Origin of the sequence: Streptomyces albus subsp. chlorinus (assembly GCF_013302895.1) — a bacterium.
GTDB classification, from domain to species: Bacteria; Actinomycetota; Actinomycetes; order Streptomycetales; family Streptomycetaceae; genus Streptomyces; species Streptomyces chlorinus.
The window spans coordinates 379,685-405,787 of record NZ_VJOK01000001.1; the positions used below are offsets into that span (position 1 = coordinate 379,685).

Consider the following 26,103-nt stretch of genomic DNA (forward strand, 5'->3'; position numbering starts at 1 on the left):
GGGGCTCCGGTCGCCGGCTGCCGGACGTCGGTCGGACGCCTCGCGGACGGCCAGGCTGTCCTCGTACATGGGAGGAGAGGTGATCAGGCCGCCCTCGAACGTCGGCGGGGCATAACGGCGTGCTATGAGAGAAATGCTCTTACCCGGTTCTCCTCGTTTTCCGGAACCCTGAGTCCCGAACCTCCCTGGCCGTCTCGCGCGAGAGCGCGACTTCGGAAACGAGGAACCGTGAGATTCACCAGGCTACTCCCCACACTCATAGCCGCCTTACTGGCGGCCCTCACCTTCGGCAGCGCGGCGGTCGCCGCCGACCGCTCGCCCAGCGGCGCCGCCCCCGCCGGCGTCACGGCCGACGACCGCGCCGCCACCGGTGGTCAGCGGCCGATCATCGGCGGCGGATACGCCCAGAGCGGTCCGTGGGCGGCGCGGCTGTTCTCCGCCGGCAGGCAGACGTGCAGTTCGACGATCATCGCCCCCACCTGGATCCTCACCGCGAAACACTGTGTCAGCGGCGGACAGCTGTCCTTCCGCATCGGCAGCCTCGACCAGACCAGCGGCGGCACTCTGGCCAACGGCACGCAGGTCCACACCCACTCGACGGCGGATCTGGCCCTGGTCCGCCTCGACCGGTCCGTCGCGACGACCTACGCCCGGCTCGGCAACCCGGGTTCGGTGTCGGTCGGCCAGTCCGTGCAGGTCTACGGCTGGGGGGCCACCTCCCGGTGCGGACAGGAGATCAACTGCCAGTCGCAGTACCTGAAGTACGCCAACGTCACGGTGACCGGCGGGTGTTCGGACGCCTACGGCGGCTCCGCGATCTGCGCCCGGCGGGGTGACGGCATCACCGCCGGCGGCGACTCCGGCGGCCCGATGATGGCCAACGGTGTGCAGGTGGGAGTCGCGTCCACCAGCGACCGGCAGACCACCACGGCGTACACCAATGTGACCCAGTACCGCTCCTGGGTCCAGTCCGTCGCGGGCGTCTGACCCCGGCCGTCGACAGCCCTCGATATCCTCGGCTGTTCCGTCGCACCTGACGCCGCCCGTCCCGCCGTCTTCGACGCGGGGCGGGCGCGCGTCCGTTTCCGGACGAGTGCCCAGCCGCTTCCGGACAAGTGCCAGGCGGAGAACAGCCGACCGCGACACGCCTCGGTGACACCGAGGGCTTACCCACGACACGGCAACGCCCGCACCTGCCCATTGCGCCGCGTCATCGCGGAGACGCACGACAACTCCGCGTCATCGTGCGGCGACTCGCGGCTCATACGCCCGGCCGGCATCCCCCGCGCTCCGGCCAACCACCTCGGCGTGGCGAATGCCTCGGCACCGGGCGTCACCACGGCCCCCTCGGGCCGCACCGCCCCTCCCCTCAGGCCGTCGCGTGGGGACGGTCCCGGTCGAGGGAGGTCTCGCCACGGTCGGCCTCGTTGCGGTCGGCCTCGTCCCGTAGGAGCCAGGACAGCAGGGAGGCGACCGTCAGGCCGGCCTCGGCCGGATGACGCAGCACCTTGCTCGGGTCGATCCGGTAGGTGTTGGTGCGCCCCTCGCGGGTGTGGGAGAGGTAGCCGTCCCGCTCCAGGTCGGAAATGATCTTCTGGACGGCACGCTCGGTGAGCCGGCAGTGCACCGCGATATCGCGGATGCGGGCGCTGTGGTTGTCCGCGATGGCCGCCAGCACCCGTGCGTGATTGGTCAGAAACGTCCATCCGGTGTGTGACTCGGGCACTCCATGCATGCCGTGATTCTACCGATCAGCCATTCACGCAGCCACATACACGTAAGAGAGTTCGTGTATATTCTGACGCATGCGGGTCGGGGAAGCGGCCTGGGACCGAGACGGGCCTCACACCGAGGGGAGAGAAGCCCATGTCGGAACCTGCGCTTCCCGCGCGGCCTCTCACCACACCACCCGCCGCACGCACCGCGCAGGCGGACAGCGTGAGCGCACCGGACTTCCCGCTGTGTCCGGCCGCTCTCAGCACCGTGCCGCACGGCGACCGGATTCGCGTGAGCGTGCGAGGAGAACTCGATCTCCAGGGTCACCAGCTCCAGCCCGACCTGCGTCGCGCGCTCGAAAGGTCGGGCAGCGGCATCGACCTGGACCTGTCCGGGGTGGCGTTCTGCGACTGCTCAGGGCTCAGCGTCCTGCTCGGCCTGCGCCGCCGGGCCCTCGCGCAGGGAAAGACCGTCACCATCCATTCCAGCAGTCCCCCGGTCGAGCGGCTGCTCGACCTGACCGGAGCCGGCACATTGTTCGTTCATCCGAGCCCAGAAGCCAAGGACGCGGCCGACACCGTCGAGCCGGACCACGCCGCGGAAGAAGACCTGCGGGCCGAGGTGAACCAACTGCGGCGCGCCATGGAGACCAGGCCGACCATCGACCTGGCCCGGGGCATGCTCATGGCCACGTTCCACCTGAGTCCCCAGAAAGCCTGGAACGTCCTCGTCACGACCTCCCAGAACACCAACACCAAGCTGCACCGTCTGGCCAGCGACCTGGTCGGCACGGTCGAGGGGGTCCCGTTGCCGGACGCCGTGCAAAAGCAGCTGGCCGCCGCCGTGGCCAAGGCCAACAGCGCCCCGACGAACAGCACCAAGACGGACAGCATCAAGACGGACAGCGGCAAGTCGAAGACGTGATCTGGAGACGCCGCCGGGCCGGAGGGTGTACGCGTCGCCGGGCCGAGGCCGCACACACCCTCGGCCCGGTGAACTTCGTCAGGTACGGCCCTGCCCCGCCCCACCCGGAGCCGGGCCTGCCTCATCCCGCCCTCGGAGCGGTTCCGGTCACCGGATAGCGGCGCAGACGCGCGAGTCGCCCTGCCGCAGGGCCCGGGAGGGGCGCAGATCGGCCACGGCGAAGGAGCGGCGCAGCCACCTGTCCGTGCCGTCGTAGCGGGGGGTGAACCCGGTGCGGCCGTGCACGGCGACGCGGTTGTCGATCACGATCATGTCGCCGGGCCGCAGGACCACTCCGCACAGCACCTTCTCCACGGCCCCGCGCAGTTCGTCCAGGGCTGTGGCAGCTCGTTCACCGAGCGCCTGGGTGCCGAAGAAGTTGACGCACAGATCGGGGTCGTCGGCCGGACCGGTGAGCACGGGCCGCGGCGAGGTATGGCGGGGTTCCGCGTCGCCGGTGAAGGAGCTGCTGAACCTGGTGCGGAAGAGCGGCTCGCGCAGCGTCGCCGCACAGGCCGGGGACAGCAGCGGGAGCGCCGCCCTGATCGAACCGGTCACGGTGAAGGCGTCGTCGTCCGGGTCGGAGCGCAGGCAGTACAGGCTGAGATAGTCGGGCTTGCAGGGGTGGAAGCTGTCCTCGGTGTGCAGGTCGAGCAGGACGCTGCCGGAGTTCTCCTGGCGCTCCTCGGCCCCCGGCTGCGGGCAGATGTCCTGGACGAGCCGCCCCTCCTTCTCGTCCGCGTAGGAGACCGTGTCGCCCAGCACGCTCATGACGGAGAGCTGGGTGAGCGTACTGAGGGGAAGCGCGGCCCAGGGGCCCGCCAGCTTTCCGTCCACCGGTGTTTTGGGCAGTGCCGTCTCCACCGGGAGATTCCGCAGCAACAGCGTTCCGGGTTCGTTTCCGGCGACCCGGAAACGTATCAACTGCTCCACCAGGAAGTCGGGCAGGAAACGGCGTGCCATTTCGGCGGCGCCCAGCACAACCGGATCATCAAGTTCCTTTTCTGCGTGGGATTCGGCGATCCGGGAGGCCGCCCGTGTGAAATCCGCCATGTCCTCATCGGCCACGCCGATGACGGCCTCGTCTCCCAGGACACCGAATCGCCAGGATCCGTTCACGCCGTCGTTCCCGGCTGCCGCCCAGGACTGGTCCATCACTTGGTTCCCTTCCGTCACGTCCGACGCCGCATCATAAAGTCGGCGGAAGGCCCGCGTCATGCTGCCCGGGGTGGGGAAGAGGAGCCGTGAGGAAACTCTCAGGTGCGGACAAGGACACTCGTCCGGCGTGGAGTTGAGCAGAAGTCACAGGATCGCGGCGGGCGGTACCCAGCGGCGGGTGCGGGGAATCGCGGAGGAGACCCCGTAATCCTTCTTGAGGTGTTCCGGGACGGCGTGGTGCATGACACGGCCCCGGGTGAGCGAGCTGAGTTCGAAGACGGCGGTGAGGTGTCCGAGGCGGTCCAGCGCCCACGCGCCGAGGGGCGAGCGGTCCTCGATGGTCTCCAGCACGTTCAGCAGCGCCGGTGCCGCTTGCACGGCCGTGTCCCAGCCGGAGCGCGGCACGCGCAGCCAGTCGGCACACGTGTCCCCCAGCAGATAGCGGATCAACGCCGAGACCAGGGGGTCGAAGAAGGTGCCGGGCACCACTTCCTCGTACAGCTCGATCAGTTTGCCCGTGAGGTGGGCGCCCTCCTCGCTGGGGCCCATGTAGCGGGTCATGTAGCGGTCCGAGAAGCGGCGTGCCTCTTCCAGGTCGCGCGGCACATGGCTCTGGTCGACACCGAGGAGTGCGCCCACCACCCGCCATGCGTAGTAGTAGGCCCCGGCGCCCTCCTCGGTCATGTGGACGCCGAGCCGGTGCAGGGCGTCCAGCACTTGGGTGGAGAAGATCATCTGGCCACCGATCATGTCCTCCTGGCAGATCGGTGTGCCCAGTGTGTCGGTGTCCCAGTCGCCCTCCCGCCGGAGGTGGTGGCGGACGGCGGCGTGGACCAGGCGCACTTTCTGCACCGCGGGGAGGAAACGGCTCCCGGCTTCGAAGGCTTCCGGCTGCATGAGGTGGATGACGAACTGCCCCGTCTCGGCCATGCGTTTGGAGGGGAACTCGAGGGAATGGGCCGCGTACAGGAGTTTCGCCACGTGCGGTACGACGTAGCAGGCGGGCATGGAGGCGAAGGACAGCGCCGTGGAGATGTGCACGTTGTTGTCGAGGAAGAAGAGCCGCGCCTTCTCCATCAGTCCCCAGTCCACCCATGAGGGCGGGGCGGCTGTTTCCCGAAGGTAGTCGCGGACGTACACCGGCAGCCCCTCGGGAAGTTCCTGCCCGGCAGTGGAGAAGCAGCGCATCAGCGTGTTGAACTTCCCCGCCTCACCGCGCTCGAAGAGGGTGGCCACGGTGGCGTCGGCCATCTCGTCACCGGCCAGCCGCAGCGCGTGCGGGATTTCCTCGGAACGGGACACGGCAGCTCCTCGTGCGCATCGAGAACGGTTGCGAAAGGCTGGGGGGGAGGATTGTGGGTGGTCGCGGCCGGTCACGGGGCGGCGCACGGCTTCCGGGGGCGGAGCGGTCGCGGCAGGCGCCCCGGACCGTCCTCGCGGTCGCGTCGCGGTACGGGAACAGTGTCACCGTGTCAGCCACCGGGTCACCGGTCACCCCGAGCGGGCCGTCGCGGTGCGGGCGAGTTCGGTGAGCGCCCGCGCGGCCTGGGGCGGCACGGGCGTCCGGCCCAGCACCGCGGTGGCGGTCCGGACCCGCTCGGCGATCATGTCCTCCACGCGCTGCGGCGCCCCCGTGCCGCGTATGACCTCGCGCACGTGCCGTACTTCGGCGTCCGTCAGCTCGCGGCGGCGCAGGAAGCCCTCCAGGACGCCGCGTTCGGTGGTACCGGCATGCTGCCAGGCGAGGGCGAGCAGCACGGTGGGGCGGCGCGCGGTGAGGTCGTCGCCGGTGGACTTGCCCGTGCGCCGGGGGTCTCCGAACAGGCCCAGCAGGTCGTCCCGCAACTGGAACGCCTCCCCCAGCGGTACCCCGTAGGCGGAGTAGGCGTCGCGGAGAGCCAGTGCCGCACCGGCCAGGGCGCCGCCGATGAGGAGCGGGTGCTCGACGGTGTACTTGGCGGTCTTGTAGCGGATCACCTGCATCGACGCGGCGGTGTCCGGCGGGTTCCCGGTCCGCAGCACCTCCAGGCATTCCCCGGCCACCAGCTCCCTGGCCAGCACCGTCCACAGCGGGCGGGCCCTGCCCAGGTAGGCGGCGGGAAGTCCGCAATGGGCGAACATCTGCCCGGCCCACGCCATCAGCAGGTCCCCCACGAGCACGGCCAGCGACCGTGCCGCGGCAGGTGCTCTGGGCTGTCGTCTCACCGACCGGAGCAGCGCGCGGTGGGCGGTGGGCAGCCCGTGGCGCAGCCCGCTGCTGTCGATCACGTCGTCGTGAACGACCGCCGCGGCGTGCACCAGTTCCATCGAGGCCGCTGCCCGCACGAGTGCCTCGCTGTCGGGCCCGCCGGCCGCACGCCAGCCCCAGTAGCAGAAGGCGGCGCGCAGCCGTTTCCCGTGGGCGGTGGCCACGCGCAACTGCGCGGCAACCGGCTCCAGTTCCTCGTCGATCGCCACCAGCTGTGCGATCTCCTCCTCGACGAAAGCCCGCAGTTCCTGATCGACGCGCTCCCGGAGTCCCAGCTGGAGGAGCGCGTCAGGCGGCGTCATCGCTGTCCGCGCGGCGGGCGGCAGCCTGCCGGGCCAGGACTTCGAGGTGGGCGGGGCCGGTCGCGAGCCTGTCCAGGACGAGGCGTCCCCGCGCCTTGAGTTCCTCTCCTCCGTCCGCCGCCAGTTCCGGTACGTCCGCCCGGCTCAGCAGTTCGCGGACACGTCCCAGCGCCGTGGCCAGCCCGCTGACCGCCAGTTCGGCGGCGCCCACCGCCAGCAGCAGGGCGTCACTCACCTGCGACGGTCCGCCCGTGTGCGCCCGTTGGTCGGCTTCCATGCCCGCTCCCCACTCCCCACGACGTCGCCCGGCCACCCCTCAGAGTGACGCAGCCGGTGTGGTGGGGAGGGGGACAGCCCCTATCGGGTGAAAGGCTGAACTTCCGTTCCACGCATTCCACGACCTGCCGCTGGCGTTGGCGGTCATCTCACCCGGCGCCGGCGGTCATCCCATCCCCGCATCGGCGGTCACCGCACCGGCGTCGGCGATCACCTCGTACCGGCTCGGTGGTCACCTCGTACCGGCCCGACGGTTCCGCCAGGACGGGGAAGCGGGTTCGCCGCACCTGTCCGTCCGCACGTCCCGAATCCGGCTCGCACCGCCCCTTGCGCAACGGGGACTTGGCGCTACCGTCCGTGGGAGCGCTTCCATCCGCACCGCCCAAGTACCGCGTCGTGGGGATGGGAGCGGTTCCACCTCACGGGGGTTCCACGGGAGGCCGGCGGAATCGTGATCCCGAAGGAGCGCGAGACCGCGCGAGGCACTCCCGCACCACAGCAACCGTTGGAGGGAACACACCACATGAGACGCCTCACCGATCGACACCGCGGCGGCCGGGGCCGCAGAACCGGACGGTTTGCCGGCGCCGTCGCCGCCGCACTCGCGCTCACCGCCGGACCGCTCGGCGCGGCAGGATTCGCGCAGCAGCCTCCGGCCGGCGCCCAGGCCAAGCTGGACAACCCGTACGAGGGCGCGCGGTTGTACGTGAACCCCGACTGGTCGGCGAAGGCCGCCGCCGAGCCGGGTGGCGACGCCGTCGCCGACGAGGGAACGGGCGTGTGGCTCGACCGGATCGCGGCGATCGAGGGCACCCGGGACGCCATGGGCCTGCGGGAACACCTCGACGCCGCGCTCCAGCAGGCGGGCGGAAAGCCCGTCGTCGTCCAGCTGGTCGTCTACGACCTTCCCGGCCGCGACTGCGCGGCGCTCGCCTCCAACGGCGAACTGGGACCCGAGGAGATCGGCCGGTACAAGAGCGACTACATCAACCCGATCCGCGACATCCTGCGTGCGTACTCCTCCCACCCGAACCTGCGGGTCGTCACGACGATCGAGCCGGACTCGCTGCCGAACCTCGTCACCAACGTCAGCGGACGGCCCACCTCCACCCCCGAGTGCGACGAGATGAAGCGGAACGGCAACTACATCGAGGGGGTCGGCTACGCTCTCGCACAACTCGGCGCGATCAGCAACGTCTACAACTACATCGACGCCGGCCACCACGGCTGGCTCGGCTGGGACAGCAACCTCCAGCCCGCCGCCGACGTGATGTACCAGGCAGCCAGGGCGGGCGGCGCCACGCCCGCCGACGTCCACGGCTTCATCGTCAACACGGCCAACTACAGCGCGCTGAAGGAGAAGAATTTCTCGGTCGGCGACACGGTCAACGGCCAGCCCGTCCGGCAGTCCACGTGGGTGGACTGGAACCAGTACGTCGACGAACTCGGCTTCGCGCAGGGATTCCGCCGCGCCGCCGTCTCGGCCGGTTTCTCCTCCGGCATCGGCATGCTGATCGACACCTCGCGCAACGGCTGGGGCGGTCCGGACCGGCCCACCGGCCCAGGACCCACGACCTCGGTGAACGCGTATGTCGACGGCGGGCGCTACGACCGCCGCATCCACGTCGGCAACTGGTGCAACCAGGCGGGTGCCGGCCTCGGCGAACGTCCGCGGTCCTCCCCCGCCTCCGGCATCGACGCTTACGTGTGGATGAAGCCGCCGGGCGAGTCCGACGGGTCCAGCACGGAGATCCCCAACAACGAGGGCAAGGGGTTCGACCGCATGTGCGACCCCACATACCAGGGCAACGCGCGCAACAACTACAACCCGTCCGGAGCGCTGCCGAACGCACCGCTGTCCGGCACATGGTTCCCGGCCCAGTTCCAGCAACTCCTCAAGAACGCCTACCCGCCGGTGTCCTGAGGACACCCGCGTCCGGCCCGCCCCGCGCGGGCCGGACCGCGGCACCGCCCTCGACGGCCGGCTCGGCCCGGCCCGGCGCACCGCCACGCGCCGCCGCACGGCGCCCCTGCCCGGTCAACGACCTGCGCACCGCCACCGGTGTCCGCCGCGTCGACTTCGCGCGGCGCGCTCGGCAAGGCCCTGGCCGAACCCGCCTGTCTCCGCGTCGGGTTCCCCACCTGCTGGTGCGCGGCCTCGCTGCTGACGGCCGGTGGGAGGGCGGTGCCCAGACGGTGGGCAGGGACCGCCAGGTGCTGCTGGCCCACCACCCCGGCATCGAGGTCATCCTTCCCACGGAGCAGGGCGTGGGACGCGTACGCGTCCAGGATCTCGTACCGTTCGCCACCGCCTGGAGTCCCGGTCAGGGGTCGGTCCCCTTCGCGGGTGACAGCTGAGAGGCCCTCGGGGCGACGCGATGCCGCGCGGCCGGGTCAGGTGCCGCTCGGCGGGACGGACGGGCAGGGAGTCAGCCGATGACGAAGGGCGGTTTCGCGGCCAGGGCGCCCAGCTCGGCCTGCTGCGCGCCGGTCGGCGTCCGGCGGCCGGTGCCGGTCAGAAGGGCGTCCTTGTCGGTGAAGGACGCGGGAAAGACTGTCCCGGCGATCTCCTCCAGCATCGCGCGGGACCGGGCGAGGCCCTCGGCGGGCGGTTCCGCCACGCCGGGAAGGTGTGCGGCCAGGTCGAGGTGGTGCAGCGTCCATTCGAGGACGTACGCGGTGAGGTAGTCGCCCGCGGTGAGCACCTTGTCCTGGGTGCTCACCCGAAGGCCGGGATCGACGAGTCCGGCGGCGCGGCCGGCGGCCGAGCCGACGTCGTCGAGGTGGAACTTGAGCAGGCGTGGTTCCTCGTACGCGGCGGCCAGCCGGACGATCAGCGCGTCGAGCGGGTCCTCGCCGCTCGGTGGCCGGTCCTGGACGTTCCAGTACGTCACCGCGTCGGCGGTCGGCTCCGCGTCGGCGGGGGTGACGAGGGTGATCAGGACGTCCTGCGCGTCGATGACCAGGTGGCAGACCAGGTCCCGGACGAGCCAGCCGGTGCAGCCGGAGGGCTGCGCGAAGTCCTCGTCGGGGAGTTGGGCGACCGCCGTCCGCAACGCCGTCCACGAGCGTGAGAAGAGATCCACCCCCGCACGGTAGTGCGGGGGTGAAAGGCGGACAAGCACATAATGGACGGTCCCTGGCGAGGCAGCGAGGCCGACGGGGCGGCGAAGCCGCTCCGGCGCCCGGTCCGCCAGGTCACGCAGGCCGCACCAGGCCGAACAACACAAGGCCGGACAAGACCGCCGGGCACGGGCCGCCCTCCCGCGTGTCCCGGCCACGGGCCGCGAGCCACGGCCACCGTCCCTGGGCGACGGGAGTGAACGGCGGCACAGGCGCAACAGGCGGCACAGGCGGCACAAGCGGAGCAGGCACAACAGACGAGCAGGCGGAGTCCAGGTGAGCGGAACCAGCCCGGCGGGGGAAGTGCCGTGCGGGGACGAGGAGGAGGGCGGCGGGCATCCGCGCCGGTGGGCGATCCTGGTGGCGGTGTGTGCCGCGCTGCTGGTGATCGTGGTGGACAACACGGTCCTCAACGTGGCGCTGCCCTCGGTCTCCGCGTCGTTCGGTGCGTCCACGGCGTGGCAGCAGGCGGTGCTGGACGCGTACACCGTCGTCTTCTCCGGGCTGCTGATCACCGCGGGGGCGGTGTCGGACCGGTGGGGGCGGCGGCGTGCCATGGTCACGGGCCTGGTGGTGCTGGGTCTGTCGTCGGCCGCGGCGGCGCTCGCGTGGTCGGTGTGGTGGCTCGTGGTGACGCGCGCGCTGATGGGCGCGGGGGCCGCGCTGGTGATGCCCGCCACTCTGGCCCTGCTGGTACAGGTGTTTCCCGCTTCCGAGCGTCCCCGGGCGTTCGCCGTGTGGGGTGTGGTCGCCTCCGTCGCGATGGCGCTGGGACCGGTGCTGGGCGGGGCGGTGGTGCAGCTGTGGGGGTGGCCGGGCGCGTTCCTGATCAACGTTCCGGTGGTGTGCGGGGCCGTGGCGGCGATCGTGCGCCTGGTGCCCGAGTCCCGCGACCGCCAGGGGCGTGTGGTCGATCCGTACAGCGCCGTCCTCATCACCGTGGGCATGACCGCGCTGACCTCGGCGGTGATCATGGCCGGAGAGGGCGGGGCGGGCCGCCCGCTGCCGCTGGCGTGCGGGATCCTCGCGCTGGTGACGGTGGCCGTCTTCCTGCGACGCCAGCGCCGGGCGGCCTCGCCCATGGTCGACCTCACGCTGTACCGGGACCGCCAGTTCGCGGGCGGGAGCCTGGCCGTGACGGTCATCTCGCTGGGCACCGGCAGCACGCTGTTCATCCTCGCCCAGTATCTGCAACTGGTACGCGGGATGGGGCCGCTGGAGGCCGGGCTGGCCTCCTTCCCGATGGCGGCGGGCATCGTGCTCGGCTCGTACGCCGGCGGCCGGGCACCGGGCCGTATCGGTCACCGCCGCTCGGTCGTCCTCGGCTTCACGGGCACGGCCGTGGGCTTCCTCGTCCTGGCCGCGCTGGCCCTGTACCCCGGTTACGGCCTGGTCGCGGTCGGTCTGTTCCTGGTGGGCGCGGGGAACGGGTTCGCCGGTCCGGCCGTCACCAGCACCGTGCTGGGAGCCGTCTCCAAGGACCGGGCGGGCATGGGCTCCGCGCTCAACGACACCCACCAGCAGTTCGGCGTCGCGTTCGGTGTGGCCGCCCTCGGCGGACTCCTGGCCGCCGTCTACCGCACCGAGCTGCCCTCCGCCGTCCCCGGGTCCGCGCGCGGCGCGCTCGCCGCGACCCTCGACCACAGCGCGGCGCAGGGCGGCGTGGCAGGGCAGGAGCTGGCGGAAGCCGCGCGGACCGCCTTCACACAGGCGCAGACGGCCACCATGCTCGCCGCCGGAGCCTGCGTGACCGCCGGAGTGGTGGTCGCCGCCGCGGTGCTGCGGCGCGACTCCCCCGGCACAGCGGAAGCCGGTGCGGGCCCGTCCCGGCGAGGCCGGCTCGCCTGCCGACGGCAGCACGGAGGCCCCACGCACGAACAGCGACAGGACCGGCTCGACGCCGAGGGATGACGGTCCGCGCGGGTCCGACGACGGCCCCTCCTTCGACGACCCCGTCTCCGAGGCCCGCTCGGTTGTCGTCTGGAACCTGCTGAACTGACGCGCGGGGCTGCCGCCGCGTGCGGGCTCGGTCCCGCGCCGGGAGCGCGTCCGGTCGTCCGCTGTCCGAATCGGGCAGTTGACAACGGGCGTCCGGCGCCGGGCGTCCGGCGCGCGAGGGTGAGGGGGCGGCGCGAAGCCGTGGACACACCCGGCGGGCCGCCTCCGCACGCCGTCTTTGTGCTCTGGCCGAAGCCTGGTGGGCGCAACAGACTTCACCTGCTCCACCAGCGCAACCCCAACCCCTCATCAGGAGGAAGCCATAGTGGCCATACGCACGTACCTCACCACGGTCGCCGCTGCCGGACTGCTCGCGCTCATGCCCAGCACCGCACTGGCCGTGACGGCCGGGGTCGACGACGGCAGCTTCGAGTACCCCGCCGCGCCCGCGAACTCCTTCAGCACGCTGAGGGCCGGCCAGACCATCGGGCCCTGGACGGTGGACAGTGGTTCGGTCGACCTCATCGGCAGGGGCTTCTGGCAGGCGGCCGAGCGGGTCCAGTCCGTGGATCTCAACGGCACCGGTCCCGCCCGGGTGTCGCAGACGTTCCCGACCACGGCGGGGAAGACGTACACGGTCTCCTACGCGCTGGCCGGCAATCCGGAGGGCAACCAGGGCGTGAAGACGGGGCGGGTCCTCATCGACGGGCAGAACGTCCAGGACTTCTCCTTCGACACCACCGGCAAGACCCGCGCCCGCATGGGCTATGTGGGACGGCAGACGACGTTCGTGGCCACCGGCACCTCCACCACGCTGTCGTTCGCCAGCACCACCGCCAGCGGCGCGTACGGCCCTGTGATCGACGACGTGCGGGTCGGGACCTGCTGCTCCTGCTCCACCTGTTCCGGCTGACCGGGGCGCGACCGGCGGCCGGACCGCGGTGAGGAGCGACACGGGCCGCGGCGCCGGTGTCCGGTGAGTGCCCTGTGCCCGGTGAGTGCGACGCTCACCGGGCACAGACCTGCCGAGGGCGGGGTGGACGCAGGTCCCCGCAGAGCCGGTTCCCGAGTCGGCCGAGGTGCCGGCGGCGCTGTACGAGGCCACCGGCAACCGCTCGGTGCCGCGCACCACGCTCAGCCTCGTCCGCCTGCGCGCGTGGCCCCACCATCGGACAGGTCAGCCTCTTCCCTTCCGCCGCACTCGTCGCCAAGCCGGTCCCGGGACGGTCGGTCGTTCACGGGCCCGTGGGCATGAGGTGGGCTGCGGATGACAGGCTGTTCAGTCCCAGAAGGTGAAGACCGGGTAGCCGCCTTTGCGGAGTCTCCAGTGCTTTCCCGCTCGCAGATGGGTGGTGACCGCGCGTTGCACGTTGGTGTGCGCGGGGAGGGTGAGGGCCGTTTCGAGGTCGTCGACGAGCCGGCCGTAGGCGTAGCAGAGGGCTTCCCGGTCCGCCTCGGTGAGGCCGTGCGCGTCCGGTTCCTGGGAGACGCCGGCGGGCTCCGTGCCCAGCCACGATCCCAGGTGGCCGGCGAACCGCACGAGGTCGTGGTCTTCCGGCAGGTAGTCGCGCAGGGCCGGGTCGTTGACCCAGCTGATGACCTCCACTCCGGCGGCGTCGAAGCCCCATCTGACGTCCCGCGCGAAGTCGGGGACGTGGCGGTGGAAGAACGCCACGAGTTCCTTCGCCCACCGCAGGTCGGGCACGGTCGTCAGCGGGCCCGCCTCACCGCGTACCCCGACGGCGATGCTGCGGGCGCCCTTGGGCACCGCGCAGTCCAGCTGCCCCATCCGGAAGGTGACCCCGCGGCAGACGTAGGTGAGGGGCACGAACGGGCCGCAGCCGCCCTCGCCGAAACTGCGGCGGTAACAGGCCAGCTGGTCCCCGAAGACGGCCAGGCTGTCCCGCGAGACGTCCTCGGGCAGGTCGATGCTCCGGTGGTAGGCGCGGGTGTGTTCCATGGCGGCGAGGTACACGGCGGCGTGGAACCAGCGCGCCGTCCGGCCGTACTCGTGGAGCAGGGGTCCCAGCTGCAGTTCGTCGGCGCTGGTGCCCATGCCGGTGGTGAGGACGCGGACCGTGCGGTCCAGCAGCCAGCGCCAGGGCGAGCCGGGCGCGGTGAGTGCGGGCAGGGCGGCGGTGAGGTCGGCGCGGTCCTCGTCACGCACGCCCAACTGGTCCAGCAGGGCGACCAGTTCGTCGCCCTCGGGTATGGCCGGCGGGGGAAAGGGGCCCTCGATGAGTTCCAGGGCCTCCGTCCAGCTCCGGCAGTCCTCGCCGAGGCTGAGCGCGCCACGCAGATCATCGGCGTGCCATGTCGTCATGGTCGGTGCTCCTCGGTGCTCCTCGGTGAGACGGCTTCGGGCCCTGGGTCGATGGCCTGATACGCACCCTAGAGGACGGCCACGGAGAGGGTGGGGCGGGCTCCGGACGGCACCGGTGGGCGCCCGGACGCCAGGTTCCGCCCCTCCGGCCCTGGCCCCGAGGGGCTTCCCGCAGCTGCGCATCCAGGCACTGACGGGGTGTCAACTAGCTGCACACATAAGGAGATCACACTCCCTAGTGAACTCACGTTCGAGTCAGTACGCTTCAGCAAGTCGCCGTGGCCGATCGTCACGGCGGCACTCCCTCGTCCATTCACGTGGAAAGGAAACCCAGTGCCTGAACACGCAGGGCATCTTGTCCGAAAGGCAGCCCTCGCGGCTGCCGCGGTCGCGGCCGCTTCCGCCTTCACCGCCGGGACGGCCGGCAGCGCCGCAGCCGCCGAGCCGACCTCCGCCCAGCTCACCGAGGCGGCGTCGGCCGCCCAGCCGGACAGCGCTCTCGGGGCCGTCCTGAACCAGGTGACCGCCGAGGACGGGGAAGTCGGCTCCCTGGGGCTGTTCAACAGGTGACGAGCCCGGGCCGTTCCACGGACGGCTCGTCCGTGGAACGGCCCACCGGGACGACATACTTGCCGAGATCCGGAGGAATCGTTTCGTGACCGAGCTGCCGATCGTGCAGGTGAACGAGCGGACTGCCGAGTGGCCCACCCAGGAGGTCACCGATCAGGCGCTCGCGGATCCGGCCTGGCGCCCGCTGCCCTTCGTGGAGTTCGCCCTCAAGTTCCACGGCCGGTGCAACCTGGCCTGCGACTACTGCTACATGTACGAGATGGCCGACCAGAGCTGGCGTGACAAGCCGATGGCCATGTCCCGGCAGGTGATCGACCAGTTCGCCTTCCGGCTCGGAGAACATCTGCGGGCCCACGCGGGCGAGGTCCGCGGAGCGTCGGTGCGGATGCACGGCGGCGAGGCGCTGCTCGCCGGTGCGGACCGGTTCGCCTACGCGGCCCGGGCACTGCGTGCGGCCGCGCCGCCCGAGGCCGAGCTGCGGCTCGTCACCACGACCAACGGCATACTCCTCGACGACGAGGAGCTGCTGGAGGTGCTCCGCGAGCACCGCATCGGCGTCACGGTCAGCCTCGACGGGGACCAGGAGGGACAGGACCGGCACCGCCGGTACGCCAACGGCCGGGGCAGCTACGACCGGGTGATGCGCGGCATCGAAGCGCTGAACCGGCCCGCCTACCGCGAGCTGTTCGACATCGTGCTGTGCACCATCGATCTGGAGAACGACCCGCTGGCCACCTACCGGGCGCTGGCCGATACGGGGGCGCCCGCCGTGGACTTCCTCCTGCCGCTCGGCAACTGGACGTCACCGCCGCCGGGATGGACCGGCCGGGACGGAGGCACCGCCTACGCCGACTGGCTCATCCCCGTCTTCGACCACTGGTACGGCACAGTCCCGGTCCCGACCGGTGTCCGGCTCTTCGAGAGCGTCATGGCGATGACGCTCGGCGGGCACAGCCGGGTCGAGGCGGTGGGGCTCGCCCCGTTCCAGCTGCTCGTCATCGAGAGCGACGGCACCATCGAACTCGGCGACGCGCTCAAGTCCGCCTACGCGGGCGCTCCGTTCACCGGCCTGAACGTCTTCCGCAACTCACTGGACGAGGCCCGCCTCCTCCCGGGCGTGGTCGCCCGGCAGCGCGGCGTGGCCGCCCTGTCGCCGGCCTGTACCGGCTGCTCGGTCCGGGACATCTGCGGGGCCGGCGAGTACAGCACCCGCTACCGCGCCGGCACGGGCTTCCTCAATCCCTCCGTCTACTGCGCCGACCTGACCAAGCTGATCTGCCACATCCGCGACCGGGTGCTCACCGACGTGGCACGGCTGAGGGAGCACGGCGCGACGGCCGGCTGACCCACGGTTCCGGTCGGTCGGCGGGCAGGCGGACGGACGGCTGGGACGCGCGGCCTTGGGACCGCCCTCGGCGGGCCGCGACCGGCGGCGCCCGTATGGGCTCCTCGCCTGACCCGTGACTCGCAGGGGCCAGGCGTTCCGCGCGGTCCCGGCGCCGTCCCCATCGGGGTGACAGTCGGCACCCTGTGGAGTGGCGGCGCCGCCGCCGGTGCCGCCACTCCCGGGTCGGTGGGGACCTTCCCCGGGTACGCGCCCTCAGCCGGGTGAGTTACCCCGCGAGCAAGGAGATCCCATGCGTGACGCGCGGCACGACCGTGAGGCCGCCGCCGGGCTGCCGCCCGGCGATGTCATCGGCGTACTGCTGGCCCAGCACTCCCGGATCCGGGAACTGTTCGACGCGGTACGCGACGGCCCCGCCGACCGGCGCGAGGAGAGGTTCCTGGAGCTGCGTGTCCTGCTGGCGGTGCATGAGACCGCGGAGGAGATGATCGTCCGCCCCGTGGTCAGGAAGATCGGCGGTGAGCGGCAGGCCGCCGCCCGCGACAAGGAGGAGAAGGAGGCCGCCAGGGCCCTGGCCGGCCTGGAGAAGCTCGACTTCGGCAGCGCACGCTTCACCGCCGCCTTCACCGACTTCGAGCGGGCGGTCCACGAGCACGCCGACCTGGAGGAGCGCGAGGAGTTCCCCTCCCTGCTCCGTCTGTGCACCCCGGAGGAGCTGGTCAGGATGGGGGCACGCCTCCTCGCCGTGGAGAAGGCCGCCCCCACCCGCCCGCACCCCTCCACCACCGGTTCGGCGGCCGCGCAGTGGGCCCTGGGTCCCTTCGCCGCGCTCCTCGACCGCGTCCGCGACGCGATCGGTTCCGCCTCCCGCCACTAAACGCCGTCCCCTTCCGGCGGCAGGAGCGAGGGACCGCCCGGCAGCCCTCTCCGCGTCCGGGCGGCTGCCGCGGCGGCCTTGTGCGCGAGCGCCGCACGGCGGCGGTGTGTCCGGCGGGAAGGGAACGAGGGCACGGTGGTGCAGGTGAGTCGTCGCCGTGGGCGGCGAGGGCATGCCGGAGCAGGGCGGCGGCGAGCGCACGCCGAGCAGGGTGGCGGCGAGGGCACGGCGCACCCCTCGCGTCTCATGGTGCTCCTCTCCGAGCGCCCGCGCCCAGCCGCCCGCGGCCTGCTCGAACAGTTGGACGGCCTCCTCCCGCCGCTCCCGCTCCTCCCCCGGCAGGCAGGCGGCGGCGAGGCCGTTGCGGACCGACAGGTCAGGAATCGAGAAGCAGACCGCGCCGGGGCCCGGCTAGCGTGACGCCATGGACCTCACCCCGCACACCAGGTGGAAGGCCTGCGAGGCACCGGGGTCCTGGCAGGGGAGGACACTCCGCGGCCGCACCGGCCCACGACAGAGGGAGACACGATGAGCACGGCTGCCCAGCGGACGGGCGCGCACACGCCGGACCCCGCCGACAGCCACGGTCTGATCCGCGTGCACGGCGCACGCGAGAACAACCTCAAGGACATCAGCGTCGAGATCCCGAAGCGCCGCCTGACGGTGTTCACCGGCGTCTCCGGCTCGGGCAAGAGCTCCCTGGTGTTCGACACGATCGCCGCCGAGTCGCAGCGGATGAGCAATGAGACCTACAGCGCCTTCGTGCAGGGTTTCATGCCGACGCCGTCCCGGCCCGAGGCCGATGTGCTCGAAGGGCTGACGACCGCGATCATCGTCGACCAGCAGCGGATGGGCGCCGACCCCCGCTCCACGGTCGGTACCGTCACCGACGCCAACGCGATGCTGCGCATCCTCTTCAGCCGGCTGGGGCAGCCGCACATCGGCCCGCCCAGCGCGTACTCCTTCAACACCGCCTCGGTGCGGGCGAGCGGTGCGATCACCGTCGAGCGCGGCAACAGGAAGGCGGTCAAGGCGACCTACGCGCGCACCGGCGGCATGTGCACGAGATGCGAGGGCCGTGGCAGCGTCTCCGACATCGACCTCAGCCAGCTCTACGACGAGAACAAGTCGCTGGCCGAGGGCGCGTTCACCATTCCGGGCTGGAAGTCCGACAGCTTCTTCACCGTCCGGGTCTACGCCGAGTCGGGGTTCCTCGACCCGCTCAAGCCGATCCGCGAGTTCACCGAGAAGGAGATGCGCGACTTCCTGTACCGGGAACCGACCAAGGTGAAGGTCGAGGGGGTGAACCTCACCTACGAGGGGCTGATCCCCAAGATCCACAAGTCGTTCCTGTCCAAGGACAAGGAGGCACTGCAGCCGCACATCCGGGCGTTCGTGGAGCGGGCGGTCACTTTCACCACCTGTCCCGAGTGCGAGGGCACCCGGCTCAGCGAGGCGGCCCGGTCGTCGAAGATCGACGGGGTCAGCATCGCCGACGCCTGCGCGAGGGAGATCAGGGACCTGGCCGAGTGGGTCCGCGGGCTCCAGGAATCCTCGCGGGGCTCGTCGAGCAAGGAGTACGCCAGGGTGGCACCGCTGCTCACCGCGCTGCGGCAGACCTTCGACTCGTTCGAGGAGATCGGGCTGGGATACCTCTCGCTCGACCGGCCCTCGGGGACGCTGTCGGGCGGCGAGGCGCAGCGCGTCAAGATGGTCCGCCACCTCGGCTCCTCCCTCACCGACACCACCTACGTCTTCGACGAGCCCACCACGGGCCTGCACCCCCACGACATCCAGCGGATGAACAACCTGCTGCTGCGGCTGCGGGACAAGGGCAACACGGTGCTCGTCGTGGAGCACGAGCCGGAGACCATCGCGATCGCCGACCACGTCGTCGACCTCGGCCCCGGGGCGGGTGCGGCGGGCGGCACCGTCTGCTTCGAGGGCAGCGTCGAGAAGCTGCGGTCCAGCGGTACCGTCACCGGCCGTCATCTCGACGACCGGACCGCCCTCAAGGAGACGGTACGCAGGCCCACCGGCGCGCTGGAGATCCGCGGCGCGTCGGCGCACAACCTGCGGGACGTGGACGTGGACATCCCGCTCGGCGTGCTCGTCGTCGTCACCGGGGTCGCGGGCTCCGGCAAGAGTTCGCTCGTGCACGGGTCGGTGCCGAAGCAGGCGGAGGCGGCCGGTGCGGGCGTGGTGGCGGTCGACCAGAGCCCCATCCGCGGCTCACGGCGCAGCAACCCGGCCACCTACACCGGTCTGCTCGACCCGATCCGCAAGGCGTTCGCCAAGGCCAACGGCGTCAAGCCGGGGCTCTTCAGCCCCAACTCGGAGGGTGCCTGCCCCACCTGCGGCGGCGCCGGCGTCCTCTACACCGATCTGGCGATGATGGCCGGTACCGCCACCCTCTGCGAGGACTGCGAGGGGAAGCGGTTCCAGGCGTCGGTGCTGGAACACCGCCTCGACGGCCGGGACATCAGCGAGGTGCTCGCCATGCCGGTGACGGAGGCCCTGGAGTTCTTCGGCGCGGGCGAGGCCCGCTCGCCCGCCGCGCACCGCGTCCTGGGGAGGCTCGCCGACGTCGGGCTCGGCTACCTCACCCTCGGCCAGCCGCTCACCACGCTGTCCGGCGGCGAGCGGCAGCGGCTCAAGCTGGCCGGGCACATGGGGGAGAAGGGCGGCGTCTACCTCCTCGACGAGCCGACCACCGGCCTCCACCTCGCCGACGTCCAGCAGTTGCTGGGTCTGCTGGACCGGCTCGTCGACTCCGGCACGTCGGTCATCGTGGTCGAGCACCACCAGGCCGTCATGGCGCACGCGGACTGGATCATCGACCTGGGACCCGGCGCCGGCCACGACGGCGGCCGCGTGGTCTTCGAGGGCACCCCCGCCGACCTCGTCGCCGCCCCCTCGACCCTCACCGGTGAACACCTCGCGGCCTACGTCGGCGCCCGCTGACCGGCACGGTCCTGTCGGAGGTCTTGTCGGGGGTCTTGTCGGGGACGGGGACGGGGACGCCGGTGCACAGCCGCCTCGTGGGCCGGGCCGCGCGCCGCGTGCGCACTTCCACCGACCCGGCGGCCGGCGCTTCCCGTTCAGGCCCGCAGCGCTCCCAGGTGCGCCGTGCGGACCTCGGCCGTCTGGCCCTGGACGACGAGGAAGAGGCCCTCACGGGCGAGGCGCTGGGCCGGGCTGGAGAGGCCGAAGGCGCGTCCGCCGCCGGCGACGAGCGCGGCCGTGGTGGCGGCCCGCATCAGGTCGTAGGCGCGGGTCTTGACCGCGAGCCTGTCGTCCAGGCGTTCGGCGGGTGGGACCTCGTCGACGAGGGCGTAGGCGTCGCGGCGGGCCGCGTCGAGGCGGGTGCGCAGGATGTCCGCGGTCTCCTTCGCCTCTCCGTCGCCGGAGGCGTCCAGGAGGTCGAGGGCGGCACGGGCCACGCCGAAGACGGCGGGGTTGGTGTTGGTGTTCTTGGGGCGGTCCTCCTCCGCCCAGCGCTCGTACGGGGTGCGCAGGGCCACCGCCTCGTCGGGCAGGACCAGGCCGTCGAGCAGCAGGCCGACCGTGCGCGAACCGGTGAGCGCGGCGAGCTGGAGCGGCGTCGTCGGGGCGAGGCCCGGCTGCTCGCGGGCCTCGGCGACGGCGAAGACGACCTCGCCGTCCTGGGTGGCACCGCCCAGCAGGAACAGGTCGTTGAGCCCCCATCCGGTGTACCAGGGCACGCGGCCGTCGAAGCGCCAGCCGCCCGGCACGCGGGTCGCCCGCACCGGCAGCCTGGGGTGGGCGCGCAGGTGGGAGAAGGCGATCCCGGCGAGCCGGGTGCCCTCGCCCAGCGGGCGCAGCCAGCGTTCCCGGGCCGCCTCGGCCTCCGTACCGCCCGCGGCGAGCGTGCGCACGGGCGTGTGGTGCTGGGCCTGGACGAAGAACGTCGAGCAGCAGGCGCCCGCCAGGATCTCGGCGATCTCCCGGCCGACCGCCGCCGGAGCCTCCGCGCCGCCGTAGGCCGCCGGTGCGTTGACGCCCAGTACACCCGATGCCTTGACGGCCGCGACGGCCTCGGGGGTGACTCCTTCGCGGTCGTGCGTCTCGGCGGCGGGGGCGAGGACGTCGTGGGCCAGGCGGCGGGCGGCCTCGACGAGGGGGTGGTCGGGGGTCGCGGTCATGCTGTGGGCTCCTTGGGGTGCGAGGAGTGCGAGGAGGAGGACGGGGAGGAGGGGGACGAGGGGCTGGAGGGGAGCGGACGGGGTTCGCCCAGGGTGAGCATCAGGCGGTTGGCCCAGGCGAAGACGGCGACGACGTGGATCAGGTCCAGGATCTCCGTGTCGTCCAGTCCCGCGTCCCTCCGCAGCGCCGTCAGGTCGAGCGGCTGGTTGGGCTCGCGGGTGAGGCGTACCGCGAGGTCGGTGACCGCGCGGCGACGGGCCGTCCCCATGTCCGCCGTCACACCCTCGCGCAGCAGTGCCTCGGCCGGTGCGGCGTCCTTGTTGAGCTGTGCGAAGCGCCGCGCGTGCACGGACGCGCAGTAGACGCAGCCGTTGACGCGGGAGACGGCGAGCGCGGCGATCTCCCTCTCGCGGCGGTCGAGCCCGCGCGGCGCGTACATGATCGCGTTGTAGAGCCGCGACCGTTCGCGCAGCGCCGTCACATCGTGCGCCAGCGCCAGATAGTACGGGGAGGTCTTCGCCGTCGGCAGAGACTCCTCCAGTACGGCGAGCTGTTCGGGCGTGGCGTGCTCCACGTCCACGGTCTCCACCCACGCGTCCCACTCCAGCGCGTCGATGGTGAACGGGCGGCCCTCGCTCGCGGGCTCGTACGCGGGCGCCTCGCCGCCCTCGGCCGTCAGGCCGCCGAGTGCCCGCAGCCCGGCCGCGAGCCGCGACTGGTAGGTGACGAACGCGATGAGCTGCGAGGCCGTGACGATGTCGGGGGCGCTCCAGCCCGCCCGCTGCAGCGCCGCGATGTCCTTCGGGCCCGCCTTGGAGGGGGCGAGGACGAGGAGGTCGGCGTGGCGCCGCAACGCCGAAAAACGCGCGGACGGAGCCGGCGCCTGCGCCAGGCTCCGATAGTGCGCGGCCAGCGCCGAGGCGCCGTCCAGTTCGGCGGCGTACGCCGCGAGCGCCGCCCGCTCGGCGCGGCCGAGCCCACTGCCGCCGCCGTTTCCGGTCTCCGTTCCCGTTCCGGTGGTCGCGGTCGCGGACAGCAGCGCGTCGTGGGCGCCCTGGGTGTGGAGGTACGCCTTGTCGCGGTGGGTCCGCAGCGCGGCGGGCGTGCCCGCGACGGCGTCGATCACATCGGACATGGGGTGGTGCCTTTCTCGTCGTGAGGGGAGTAATCGGCGCTCCGCCGGGGGCTCAGCCCGTCGCGTCCTCGCTCGCCCGGTACGCGCGCAGGTACAGCCGCGCCCCCGCGACCAGCAGGATCGCCACGCACACCGCGAGCGCGGAAGCCGCCCCCAGGTCCTGGTCGGCGAAGGCGAGCTTGCGGATCTCCAGGGGGACGGTGGTGGAGGTGTCCATCGGGCCGCCGCCGGAGAGCAGGTACGGCAGGTCGACGTCGTACGCCGTCCAGATGGTGCGCATCAGCATGGCGACGACGAGCGCGGGCGCGATCCACGGCAGGGTGACGTGGCGGAAGACGCCGAAGCGCCCGGCGCCGTCCAGTGCCGCCGCCTCGCGCAGCTCGCCCGGCAGTGTCTGGAGCCGTGCGAGGACGACGATCACGATGAACGGCACATATTTCCAGCAGTTCACGGCGACCAGCGCGGCCAGCACGGTGGCCGGGTCGGCGAAGGGGTTCACGAGGCTGTCGCTCAGCCCGAGGGTGCGCAGCACGTACCCGGCCATGCCCGAGGTGTCGTTGAAGGCGAAGCGGAAGACCATGGCGGCCACCACGGCGGGGACGACGTAGGGGAACAGGACGAGTCCGCGCGCGAGGGTCTGGCCTTTCAGCCCGGCGTTGAGCAGCAGCGCGAGCGCGACGCCGGCGACGGCCTGGACCACCACGTTCCCCGCGACCCACAGCACGCTGCGCCCGAAGGCGCCACGGGTGGCGGGGTCGTCCCACAGGCGGCGGTAGTTGTCGAGGCCGAGGAAGGTGTGCTCGCGGGTGAGGAAGTCGACGTGGAAGAAGCTGTCGAAGACCGAGGCGAGGAAGGGGTGGACGGCGAAGACGAGCAGCAGTGCGAGCGCCGGCAGCAGCATCAGCGTGCCCAGTGTCCGGTCGGAGAGGCCCCTGCGGGGTGTGGCGTTCACGGTCTTCATTTCACGGCCCCCTGTCCGATGCCGCCGACGAGGAATTTCTGGACGAACACGAACAGCACCAGCACCGGCGCGACGACGATCAGCGCGGCGGCCATGAGCACACCCCAGGAGTAGACGCTCGTCTGGTCCATCAGCAGCGAGAGCCCCGGGCTGAGCGTCAGCTTCTCCGGGTCGGCCATGAGCGTGGAGGCGAAGAGGTACTCGCTCCAGGCGGCGTTGAAGGCGAACACGGCTGTCGCGACCATCCCCGGTACCGACTGGGGCAGCACGACCCGGACGAAGGCGCCGAAGCGGGTGCAGCCGTCGACCATCGCCGCGTCCTCCAGTTCGACGGTCAGCCCGTGGAAGTACGAGCGCAGCGTCCACAGCGCGAAGGGCAGCAGCGTGGCCGTGTAGATCACGACCAGCGCGGCGAGGTTGTTGGCGAGCCCGAACCGCGCCACGAGCTGCGAGACGGGCACCAGCACCAGGATGGGCGGCACCAGGTAGGCGAACAGCGACAGCTCACCGACCCAGCGCAGCCCCGGGATGCGGAAGCGGACGAGCGCGTACGCGGCGCAGGTGCCGAGGACGACCACGAGCAGCGTCGAGCAGGCGGCCACGATCAGGGAGTTGCCGAGGTAGGTGCCGAAGGAGGAGATCTCGAAGAGCGTGCGGAAGTTGTCGAGGGTGATCTCGTGCGGGAGGAACGTCGGCGGGTAGGCGATGATCTCCTGGTCCGGCTTGACGGCCGTGCACAGGATCCACAGCAGCGGCAGATCGGCGGCGAGGACGACGGCGGCCAGCGCCGCGTACTGGAGGGCGCGCCCGGGGCGGAGGGTCCTCATGCGGCGGGCCTCCACGTGGGGTTGGCCGACTTCCAGTCGCGGGCCGCGAAGGCGAACTGGTCCACGGCCCGGCGCCACGCCCGCTCGGGGTCGTCGCCGCGCAGCAGGATCGACTGCACCATGGAGGCGTCGGCCGGTGGCGGCGCCCACGCCTTGCCCGCCCAGGGGCAGGGATTGGAGCGCTTGCCGTCGTAGCGCCCGTCCACGACCGAGCCCATGGCCATGTCGGGACTCATCGCGTGCGGGACGAGGTCGAGGATGGTGCGCACCCAGTCGCCGTACTGGGTGAGGTAGGGGTCCTGCGAGCGGCCGATCTCCTCGCGGAGCCGGGCCAGCACGGACTTCAGCGGAGGGACGAGGTGCCCGGGGACGGTGAGGGAGAACTCCAGCGCGTTCCCGCCGGTGGTCAGCTCCTTGAGGAAGGCCGTGGCCTCGCGTCTGTGCCGGGTGTGCCCGAAGACGCTGTACTGGTTCTTGCCGCCGTACGCCAGCCGCCCCGTGCGGAACGGCCCGGCCGGAACCGGCAGGACGCCCGTGACCTCGGCGATCCTCGGATTCTGCGCGGCGAGGTTCACGCCGAGCCGGCCGGCCATGGTGGCGAAGGCGGCCTTCCCTGAGATGTAGGTGTTCATCAGGTCCGGGTAGGTGGTGTTGTACGCGCCCTTGCGGCCGTACCGCATGATCGCGACGTGCCGTTGGACCGCGTCCAGCACCTCGTCCTTGCCGAACAGCACCTCGCCGTCGGGCCCGTAGTAGTCCCAGCCCGCCTGGTAGACGTACGGCGCCAGGAACTGGGTCGTCATCCCCGGGGTGTTGCCCGCGCCGGACGAGATGCCGTCGATGCCGTCCCGGCCGTGCAGCTCGCGGACGGCGCCGAGGAACTGCTCGTAGGTGCGGGGCGGTTCGATGCCGGCCTTGTCCAGCAGGTCCTTGCGGTAGTAGAGGACGGAGGCGTTGGCCTGGAACGGCATCGCGTAGTCCTCACCGCGGTGGATGATGCGGGTGCCGGGCAGGAAGTCGTCCTCGCCGATCTCCTGGACCATGCCGCTGAGCGGCAGCAGATAGCCCTTCACGGCCCAGTCGAGGATGTTGGCGGCGGGCGGGGCGAAGACGCCGATGTCGGTGCCGGTCTGCATGGCCGACTGGAGGTACTGGAGCTGGTTCTCGTCCGAGTACAGCGTCATCTTCACGGTGACGCCCGGGTGCTTCCGCTCGAACCTCCTGATCACCGAGCGGTAGAAGGCGAGCGATTCGGGGTCCGACTCGGTCGTGTAGAAGGGTACGACCTTGTCGCCGGAGGCGCCGCCGGTGCCGCGGGCGGTGAGCAGGGCGGAACCGGTGGCGGTGACGGCGGACGCGGCGGCCAGCGACAGCAGGCCGCGCCGCGTCAGCCGCCGCGATATGCGCGCGGAGGGCATGGCGGTCCAGGGTGAGGGTGCGTGAGCGGGGGAAGGACGGAGCGGAGGAGAGTGCCGCTCAACATCCCGTGCTGGTGGACCGCCGCAGGTCGAGGTAGCGGCGCTGGGTGAGACGCGGAGTCGTCACAGCGCTGCCCTCCCTCGGAATCGGGCGCGACGCGGGTGCCGCGTCGCAGGTGAGCGGCAAACTATGCGGCGACCTGTGCCGTTGTCAAAGAGGATCCGCCCCGTGGACCGGCCGCACCGCCCCGGCACCCGAGGGCCCGGCCCGCTGTTCCCCAGGCCGCACCGGCGGACCAGTATGTGCCGTGAGAGCGAGGGAGGTGACGGCGGAACGTGGAGCCCGCACGTCTGCGTCTGTCCACGGAGCGGCTGCCCGCCTGCGACCGTTTCGGCTGGTGGCACGACATGACCGCCACGTCCTTGATCCCCACCGCGATGAGCAGCGAGCGCGCCGGGGACTTCCCGGCGACGGCGGACATCCTCGACCTCGGCGGTGTCCAGGTCTCCACCATGGCGTACCCGCCCATGACGGTCCGTCGCACACCCCGGCTCATCCGGCGGAGCGATCCCGACTTCTTCCAGCTCTCCCTCACGTTCGAAGGCACCATGGGCCTCGAACAGGCCGGAGCCGGGCGGGGCTCGGCACCGGCGACCTCGTCGTCTACGACTCCTCGCTGCCCTTCGAGGGCTGGACCCGGTCCGGCTCGCGACGCTCCCGGCAGATCGTCGCCCAGTTCCCCAAGAAGGGCCTGC

At 71.8% G+C, this 26,103-nt stretch carries 22 protein-coding genes and 1 pseudogene; 11 read left to right on the forward strand and 12 right to left on the reverse strand.

Annotated elements, in window-relative coordinates:
* Nucleotides 1-228: 228 nt before the first annotated feature.
* On the forward strand, nt 229-987 hold the full coding sequence (locus FM076_RS01835) for a trypsin-like serine protease (protein ID WP_173868200.1): 759 nt from the start codon (nt 229-231) through the stop codon (nt 985-987).
* Nucleotides 988-1,369: 382 nt separating this feature from the next.
* On the opposite strand, the gene FM076_RS01840 is transcribed toward FM076_RS01835, so the two are convergent.
* Nucleotides 1,370-1,735 carry a helix-turn-helix transcriptional regulator gene (locus tag FM076_RS01840; protein ID WP_173868201.1) on the reverse strand — a complete coding sequence of 122 codons (366 nt, stop codon included), beginning with the start codon at nt 1,733-1,735 and terminating at the stop codon, nt 1,370-1,372.
* Nucleotides 1,736-2,007: 272 nt separating this feature from the next.
* Between FM076_RS01840 and FM076_RS01845 the strand changes: the two genes are divergently transcribed.
* Nucleotides 2,008-2,640 (forward strand): ANTAR domain-containing protein, encoded by a 633-nt coding sequence (locus FM076_RS01845; RefSeq protein ID WP_345944847.1) that lies wholly within the window; start codon nt 2,008-2,010, stop codon nt 2,638-2,640.
* Nucleotides 2,641-2,787: 147 nt separating this feature from the next.
* Here the strand turns inward: FM076_RS01845 and FM076_RS01850 are convergent, their stop codons facing one another.
* From FM076_RS01850 to FM076_RS01865, 4 genes are all read right to left on the reverse strand, one after another.
* A complete protein-coding gene (locus FM076_RS01850; RefSeq protein WP_173868203.1) occupies nt 2,788-3,834 on the reverse strand; it encodes a TauD/TfdA family dioxygenase in 1,047 nt (348 codons plus the stop codon).
* Nucleotides 3,835-3,981: 147 nt separating this feature from the next.
* On the reverse strand, nt 3,982-5,088 hold the full coding sequence (locus FM076_RS01855; protein ID WP_173874445.1) for an oxygenase MpaB family protein: 1,107 nt from the start codon (nt 5,086-5,088) through the stop codon (nt 3,982-3,984).
* Between the two features lie 240 nt (nt 5,089-5,328).
* Nucleotides 5,329-6,387 (reverse strand): polyprenyl synthetase family protein, encoded by a 1,059-nt coding sequence (locus FM076_RS01860; protein ID WP_173868204.1) that lies wholly within the window; start codon nt 6,385-6,387, stop codon nt 5,329-5,331.
* Nucleotides 6,374-6,664, reverse strand: a complete 291-nt coding sequence (locus FM076_RS01865) for a polyprenyl synthetase (protein WP_173868205.1) — start codon at nt 6,662-6,664, stop codon at nt 6,374-6,376. Before FM076_RS01865 ends, FM076_RS01860 begins: the two co-directional genes overlap by 14 nt.
* 522 nt (nt 6,665-7,186) lie before the next feature.
* Here FM076_RS01865 and FM076_RS01870 point away from each other — a divergent pair.
* Both FM076_RS01870 and FM076_RS01875 read left to right on the forward strand, forming a co-directional pair.
* Nucleotides 7,187-8,587 (forward strand): glycoside hydrolase family 6 protein, encoded by a 1,401-nt coding sequence (locus FM076_RS01870; protein WP_173868206.1) that lies wholly within the window; start codon nt 7,187-7,189, stop codon nt 8,585-8,587.
* 272 nt (nt 8,588-8,859) lie between these two features.
* The gene (locus FM076_RS01875; protein WP_207730258.1) at nt 8,860-9,021 is read left to right on the forward strand and encodes a hypothetical protein; all 162 of its coding nucleotides are present in this window, start codon (nt 8,860-8,862) and stop codon (nt 9,019-9,021) included.
* A gap of 71 nt (nt 9,022-9,092) precedes the next feature.
* On the opposite strand, the gene FM076_RS01880 is transcribed toward FM076_RS01875, so the two are convergent.
* Nucleotides 9,093-9,749, reverse strand: coding sequence for a maleylpyruvate isomerase N-terminal domain-containing protein (locus FM076_RS01880; RefSeq protein ID WP_173868208.1), 657 nt, complete (start codon nt 9,747-9,749; stop codon nt 9,093-9,095).
* Between the two features lie 313 nt (nt 9,750-10,062).
* Here FM076_RS01880 and FM076_RS01885 point away from each other — a divergent pair, with 313 nt between their 5' ends.
* Nucleotides 10,063-11,697 (forward strand): MFS transporter, encoded by a 1,635-nt coding sequence (locus FM076_RS01885; RefSeq protein ID WP_173868209.1) that lies wholly within the window; start codon nt 10,063-10,065, stop codon nt 11,695-11,697.
* Between the two features lie 349 nt (nt 11,698-12,046).
* Complete coding sequence (locus FM076_RS01890) at nt 12,047-12,637, forward strand: choice-of-anchor C family protein (protein WP_173874446.1); 591 nt, start codon at nt 12,047-12,049, stop codon at nt 12,635-12,637.
* Nucleotides 12,638-13,003: 366 nt separating this feature from the next.
* Here the strand turns inward: FM076_RS01890 and FM076_RS01895 are convergent, their stop codons facing one another.
* Nucleotides 13,004-14,047, reverse strand: coding sequence for an acyltransferase domain-containing protein (locus tag FM076_RS01895; protein ID WP_173868210.1), 1,044 nt, complete (start codon nt 14,045-14,047; stop codon nt 13,004-13,006).
* A 333-nt stretch (nt 14,048-14,380) separates the two neighbouring features.
* Between FM076_RS01895 and FM076_RS01900 the strand changes: the two genes are divergently transcribed.
* From FM076_RS01900 to FM076_RS01915, 4 genes are all read left to right on the forward strand, one after another.
* Nucleotides 14,381-14,617 (forward strand): hypothetical protein, encoded by a 237-nt coding sequence (locus FM076_RS01900; RefSeq protein WP_173868211.1) that lies wholly within the window; start codon nt 14,381-14,383, stop codon nt 14,615-14,617.
* 85 nt (nt 14,618-14,702) lie between these two features.
* Complete coding sequence (locus FM076_RS01905; protein WP_345944848.1) at nt 14,703-15,962, forward strand: FxsB family cyclophane-forming radical SAM/SPASM peptide maturase; 1,260 nt, start codon at nt 14,703-14,705, stop codon at nt 15,960-15,962.
* Between the two features lie 292 nt (nt 15,963-16,254).
* The gene (locus FM076_RS01910; RefSeq protein ID WP_173868212.1) at nt 16,255-16,839 is read left to right on the forward strand and encodes a hemerythrin domain-containing protein; all 585 of its coding nucleotides are present in this window, start codon (nt 16,255-16,257) and stop codon (nt 16,837-16,839) included.
* A 528-nt stretch (nt 16,840-17,367) separates the two neighbouring features.
* Nucleotides 17,368-19,803 carry an ATP-binding cassette domain-containing protein gene (locus FM076_RS01915; RefSeq protein WP_173868213.1) on the forward strand — a complete coding sequence of 812 codons (2,436 nt, stop codon included), beginning with the start codon at nt 17,368-17,370 and terminating at the stop codon, nt 19,801-19,803.
* Nucleotides 19,804-19,940: 137 nt separating this feature from the next.
* Here the strand turns inward: FM076_RS01915 and FM076_RS01920 are convergent, their stop codons facing one another.
* Genes FM076_RS01920 through FM076_RS01940 form a run of 5 tightly spaced genes read right to left on the reverse strand, consistent with a single transcriptional unit; the run spans nt 19,941 to nt 25,347 of the window.
* Entirely contained in the window at nt 19,941-21,005 is a 1,065-nt protein-coding gene (locus tag FM076_RS01920; RefSeq protein ID WP_173868214.1) for an acyl-CoA dehydrogenase family protein, read from the reverse strand.
* Nucleotides 21,002-22,141 carry a peroxidase-related enzyme gene (locus FM076_RS33275; protein WP_243274267.1) on the reverse strand — a complete coding sequence of 380 codons (1,140 nt, stop codon included), beginning with the start codon at nt 22,139-22,141 and terminating at the stop codon, nt 21,002-21,004. The genes FM076_RS01920 and FM076_RS33275 overlap by 4 nt, the downstream gene beginning before the upstream one ends.
* 52 nt (nt 22,142-22,193) lie before the next feature.
* On the reverse strand, nt 22,194-23,102 hold the full coding sequence (locus tag FM076_RS01930; RefSeq protein ID WP_428814633.1) for a carbohydrate ABC transporter permease: 909 nt from the start codon (nt 23,100-23,102) through the stop codon (nt 22,194-22,196).
* On the reverse strand, nt 23,099-23,929 hold the full coding sequence (locus tag FM076_RS01935) for a carbohydrate ABC transporter permease (RefSeq protein WP_173868215.1): 831 nt from the start codon (nt 23,927-23,929) through the stop codon (nt 23,099-23,101). The genes FM076_RS01930 and FM076_RS01935 overlap by 4 nt, the downstream gene beginning before the upstream one ends.
* Nucleotides 23,926-25,347, reverse strand: coding sequence for an ABC transporter substrate-binding protein (locus tag FM076_RS01940; RefSeq protein WP_173868216.1), 1,422 nt, complete (start codon nt 25,345-25,347; stop codon nt 23,926-23,928). Before FM076_RS01940 ends, FM076_RS01935 begins: the two co-directional genes overlap by 4 nt.
* Before the next feature lie 438 nt (nt 25,348-25,785).
* On the opposite strand from FM076_RS01940, the pseudogene FM076_RS34865 reads away from it, so the two are divergent.
* A pseudogene (locus tag FM076_RS34865) lies at nt 25,786-25,953 on the forward strand (AraC family transcriptional regulator); the annotation flags it as partial.
* Nucleotides 25,954-26,103 lie beyond the last annotated feature (150 nt).

Coding starts and splice junctions, on each gene's coding strand:
- FM076_RS01840 (WP_173868201.1), bottom strand. CDS start 1,735: ATGCATGGAGTGCCCGAGTCACACACCGGATGGACGTTTCTGACCAAT.
- FM076_RS01850 (WP_173868203.1), bottom strand. CDS start 3,834: ATGGACCAGTCCTGGGCGGCAGCCGGGAACGACGGCGTGAACGGATCC.
- FM076_RS01855 (WP_173874445.1), bottom strand. CDS start 5,088: ATGGCCGACGCCACCGTGGCCACCCTCTTCGAGCGCGGTGAGGCGGGG.
- FM076_RS01860 (WP_173868204.1), bottom strand. CDS start 6,387: ATGACGCCGCCTGACGCGCTCCTCCAGCTGGGACTCCGGGAGCGCGTC.
- FM076_RS01865 (WP_173868205.1), bottom strand. CDS start 6,664: ATGGAAGCCGACCAACGGGCGCACACGGGCGGACCGTCGCAGGTGAGT.
- FM076_RS01870 (WP_173868206.1), top strand. CDS start 7,187: ATGAGACGCCTCACCGATCGACACCGCGGCGGCCGGGGCCGCAGAACC.
- FM076_RS01895 (WP_173868210.1), bottom strand. CDS start 14,047: ATGACGACATGGCACGCCGATGATCTGCGTGGCGCGCTCAGCCTCGGC.
- FM076_RS01910 (WP_173868212.1), top strand. CDS start 16,255: ATGCGTGACGCGCGGCACGACCGTGAGGCCGCCGCCGGGCTGCCGCCC.
- FM076_RS01915 (WP_173868213.1), top strand. CDS start 17,368: ATGAGCACGGCTGCCCAGCGGACGGGCGCGCACACGCCGGACCCCGCC.
- FM076_RS01920 (WP_173868214.1), bottom strand. CDS start 21,005: ATGACCGCGACCCCCGACCACCCCCTCGTCGAGGCCGCCCGCCGCCTG.
- FM076_RS33275 (WP_243274267.1), bottom strand. CDS start 22,141: ATGTCCGATGTGATCGACGCCGTCGCGGGCACGCCCGCCGCGCTGCGG.
- FM076_RS01930 (WP_428814633.1), bottom strand. CDS start 23,102: ATGAAGACCGTGAACGCCACACCCCGCAGGGGCCTCTCCGACCGGACA.
- FM076_RS01935 (WP_173868215.1), bottom strand. CDS start 23,929: ATGAGGACCCTCCGCCCCGGGCGCGCCCTCCAGTACGCGGCGCTGGCC.
- FM076_RS01940 (WP_173868216.1), bottom strand. CDS start 25,347: ATGCCCTCCGCGCGCATATCGCGGCGGCTGACGCGGCGCGGCCTGCTG.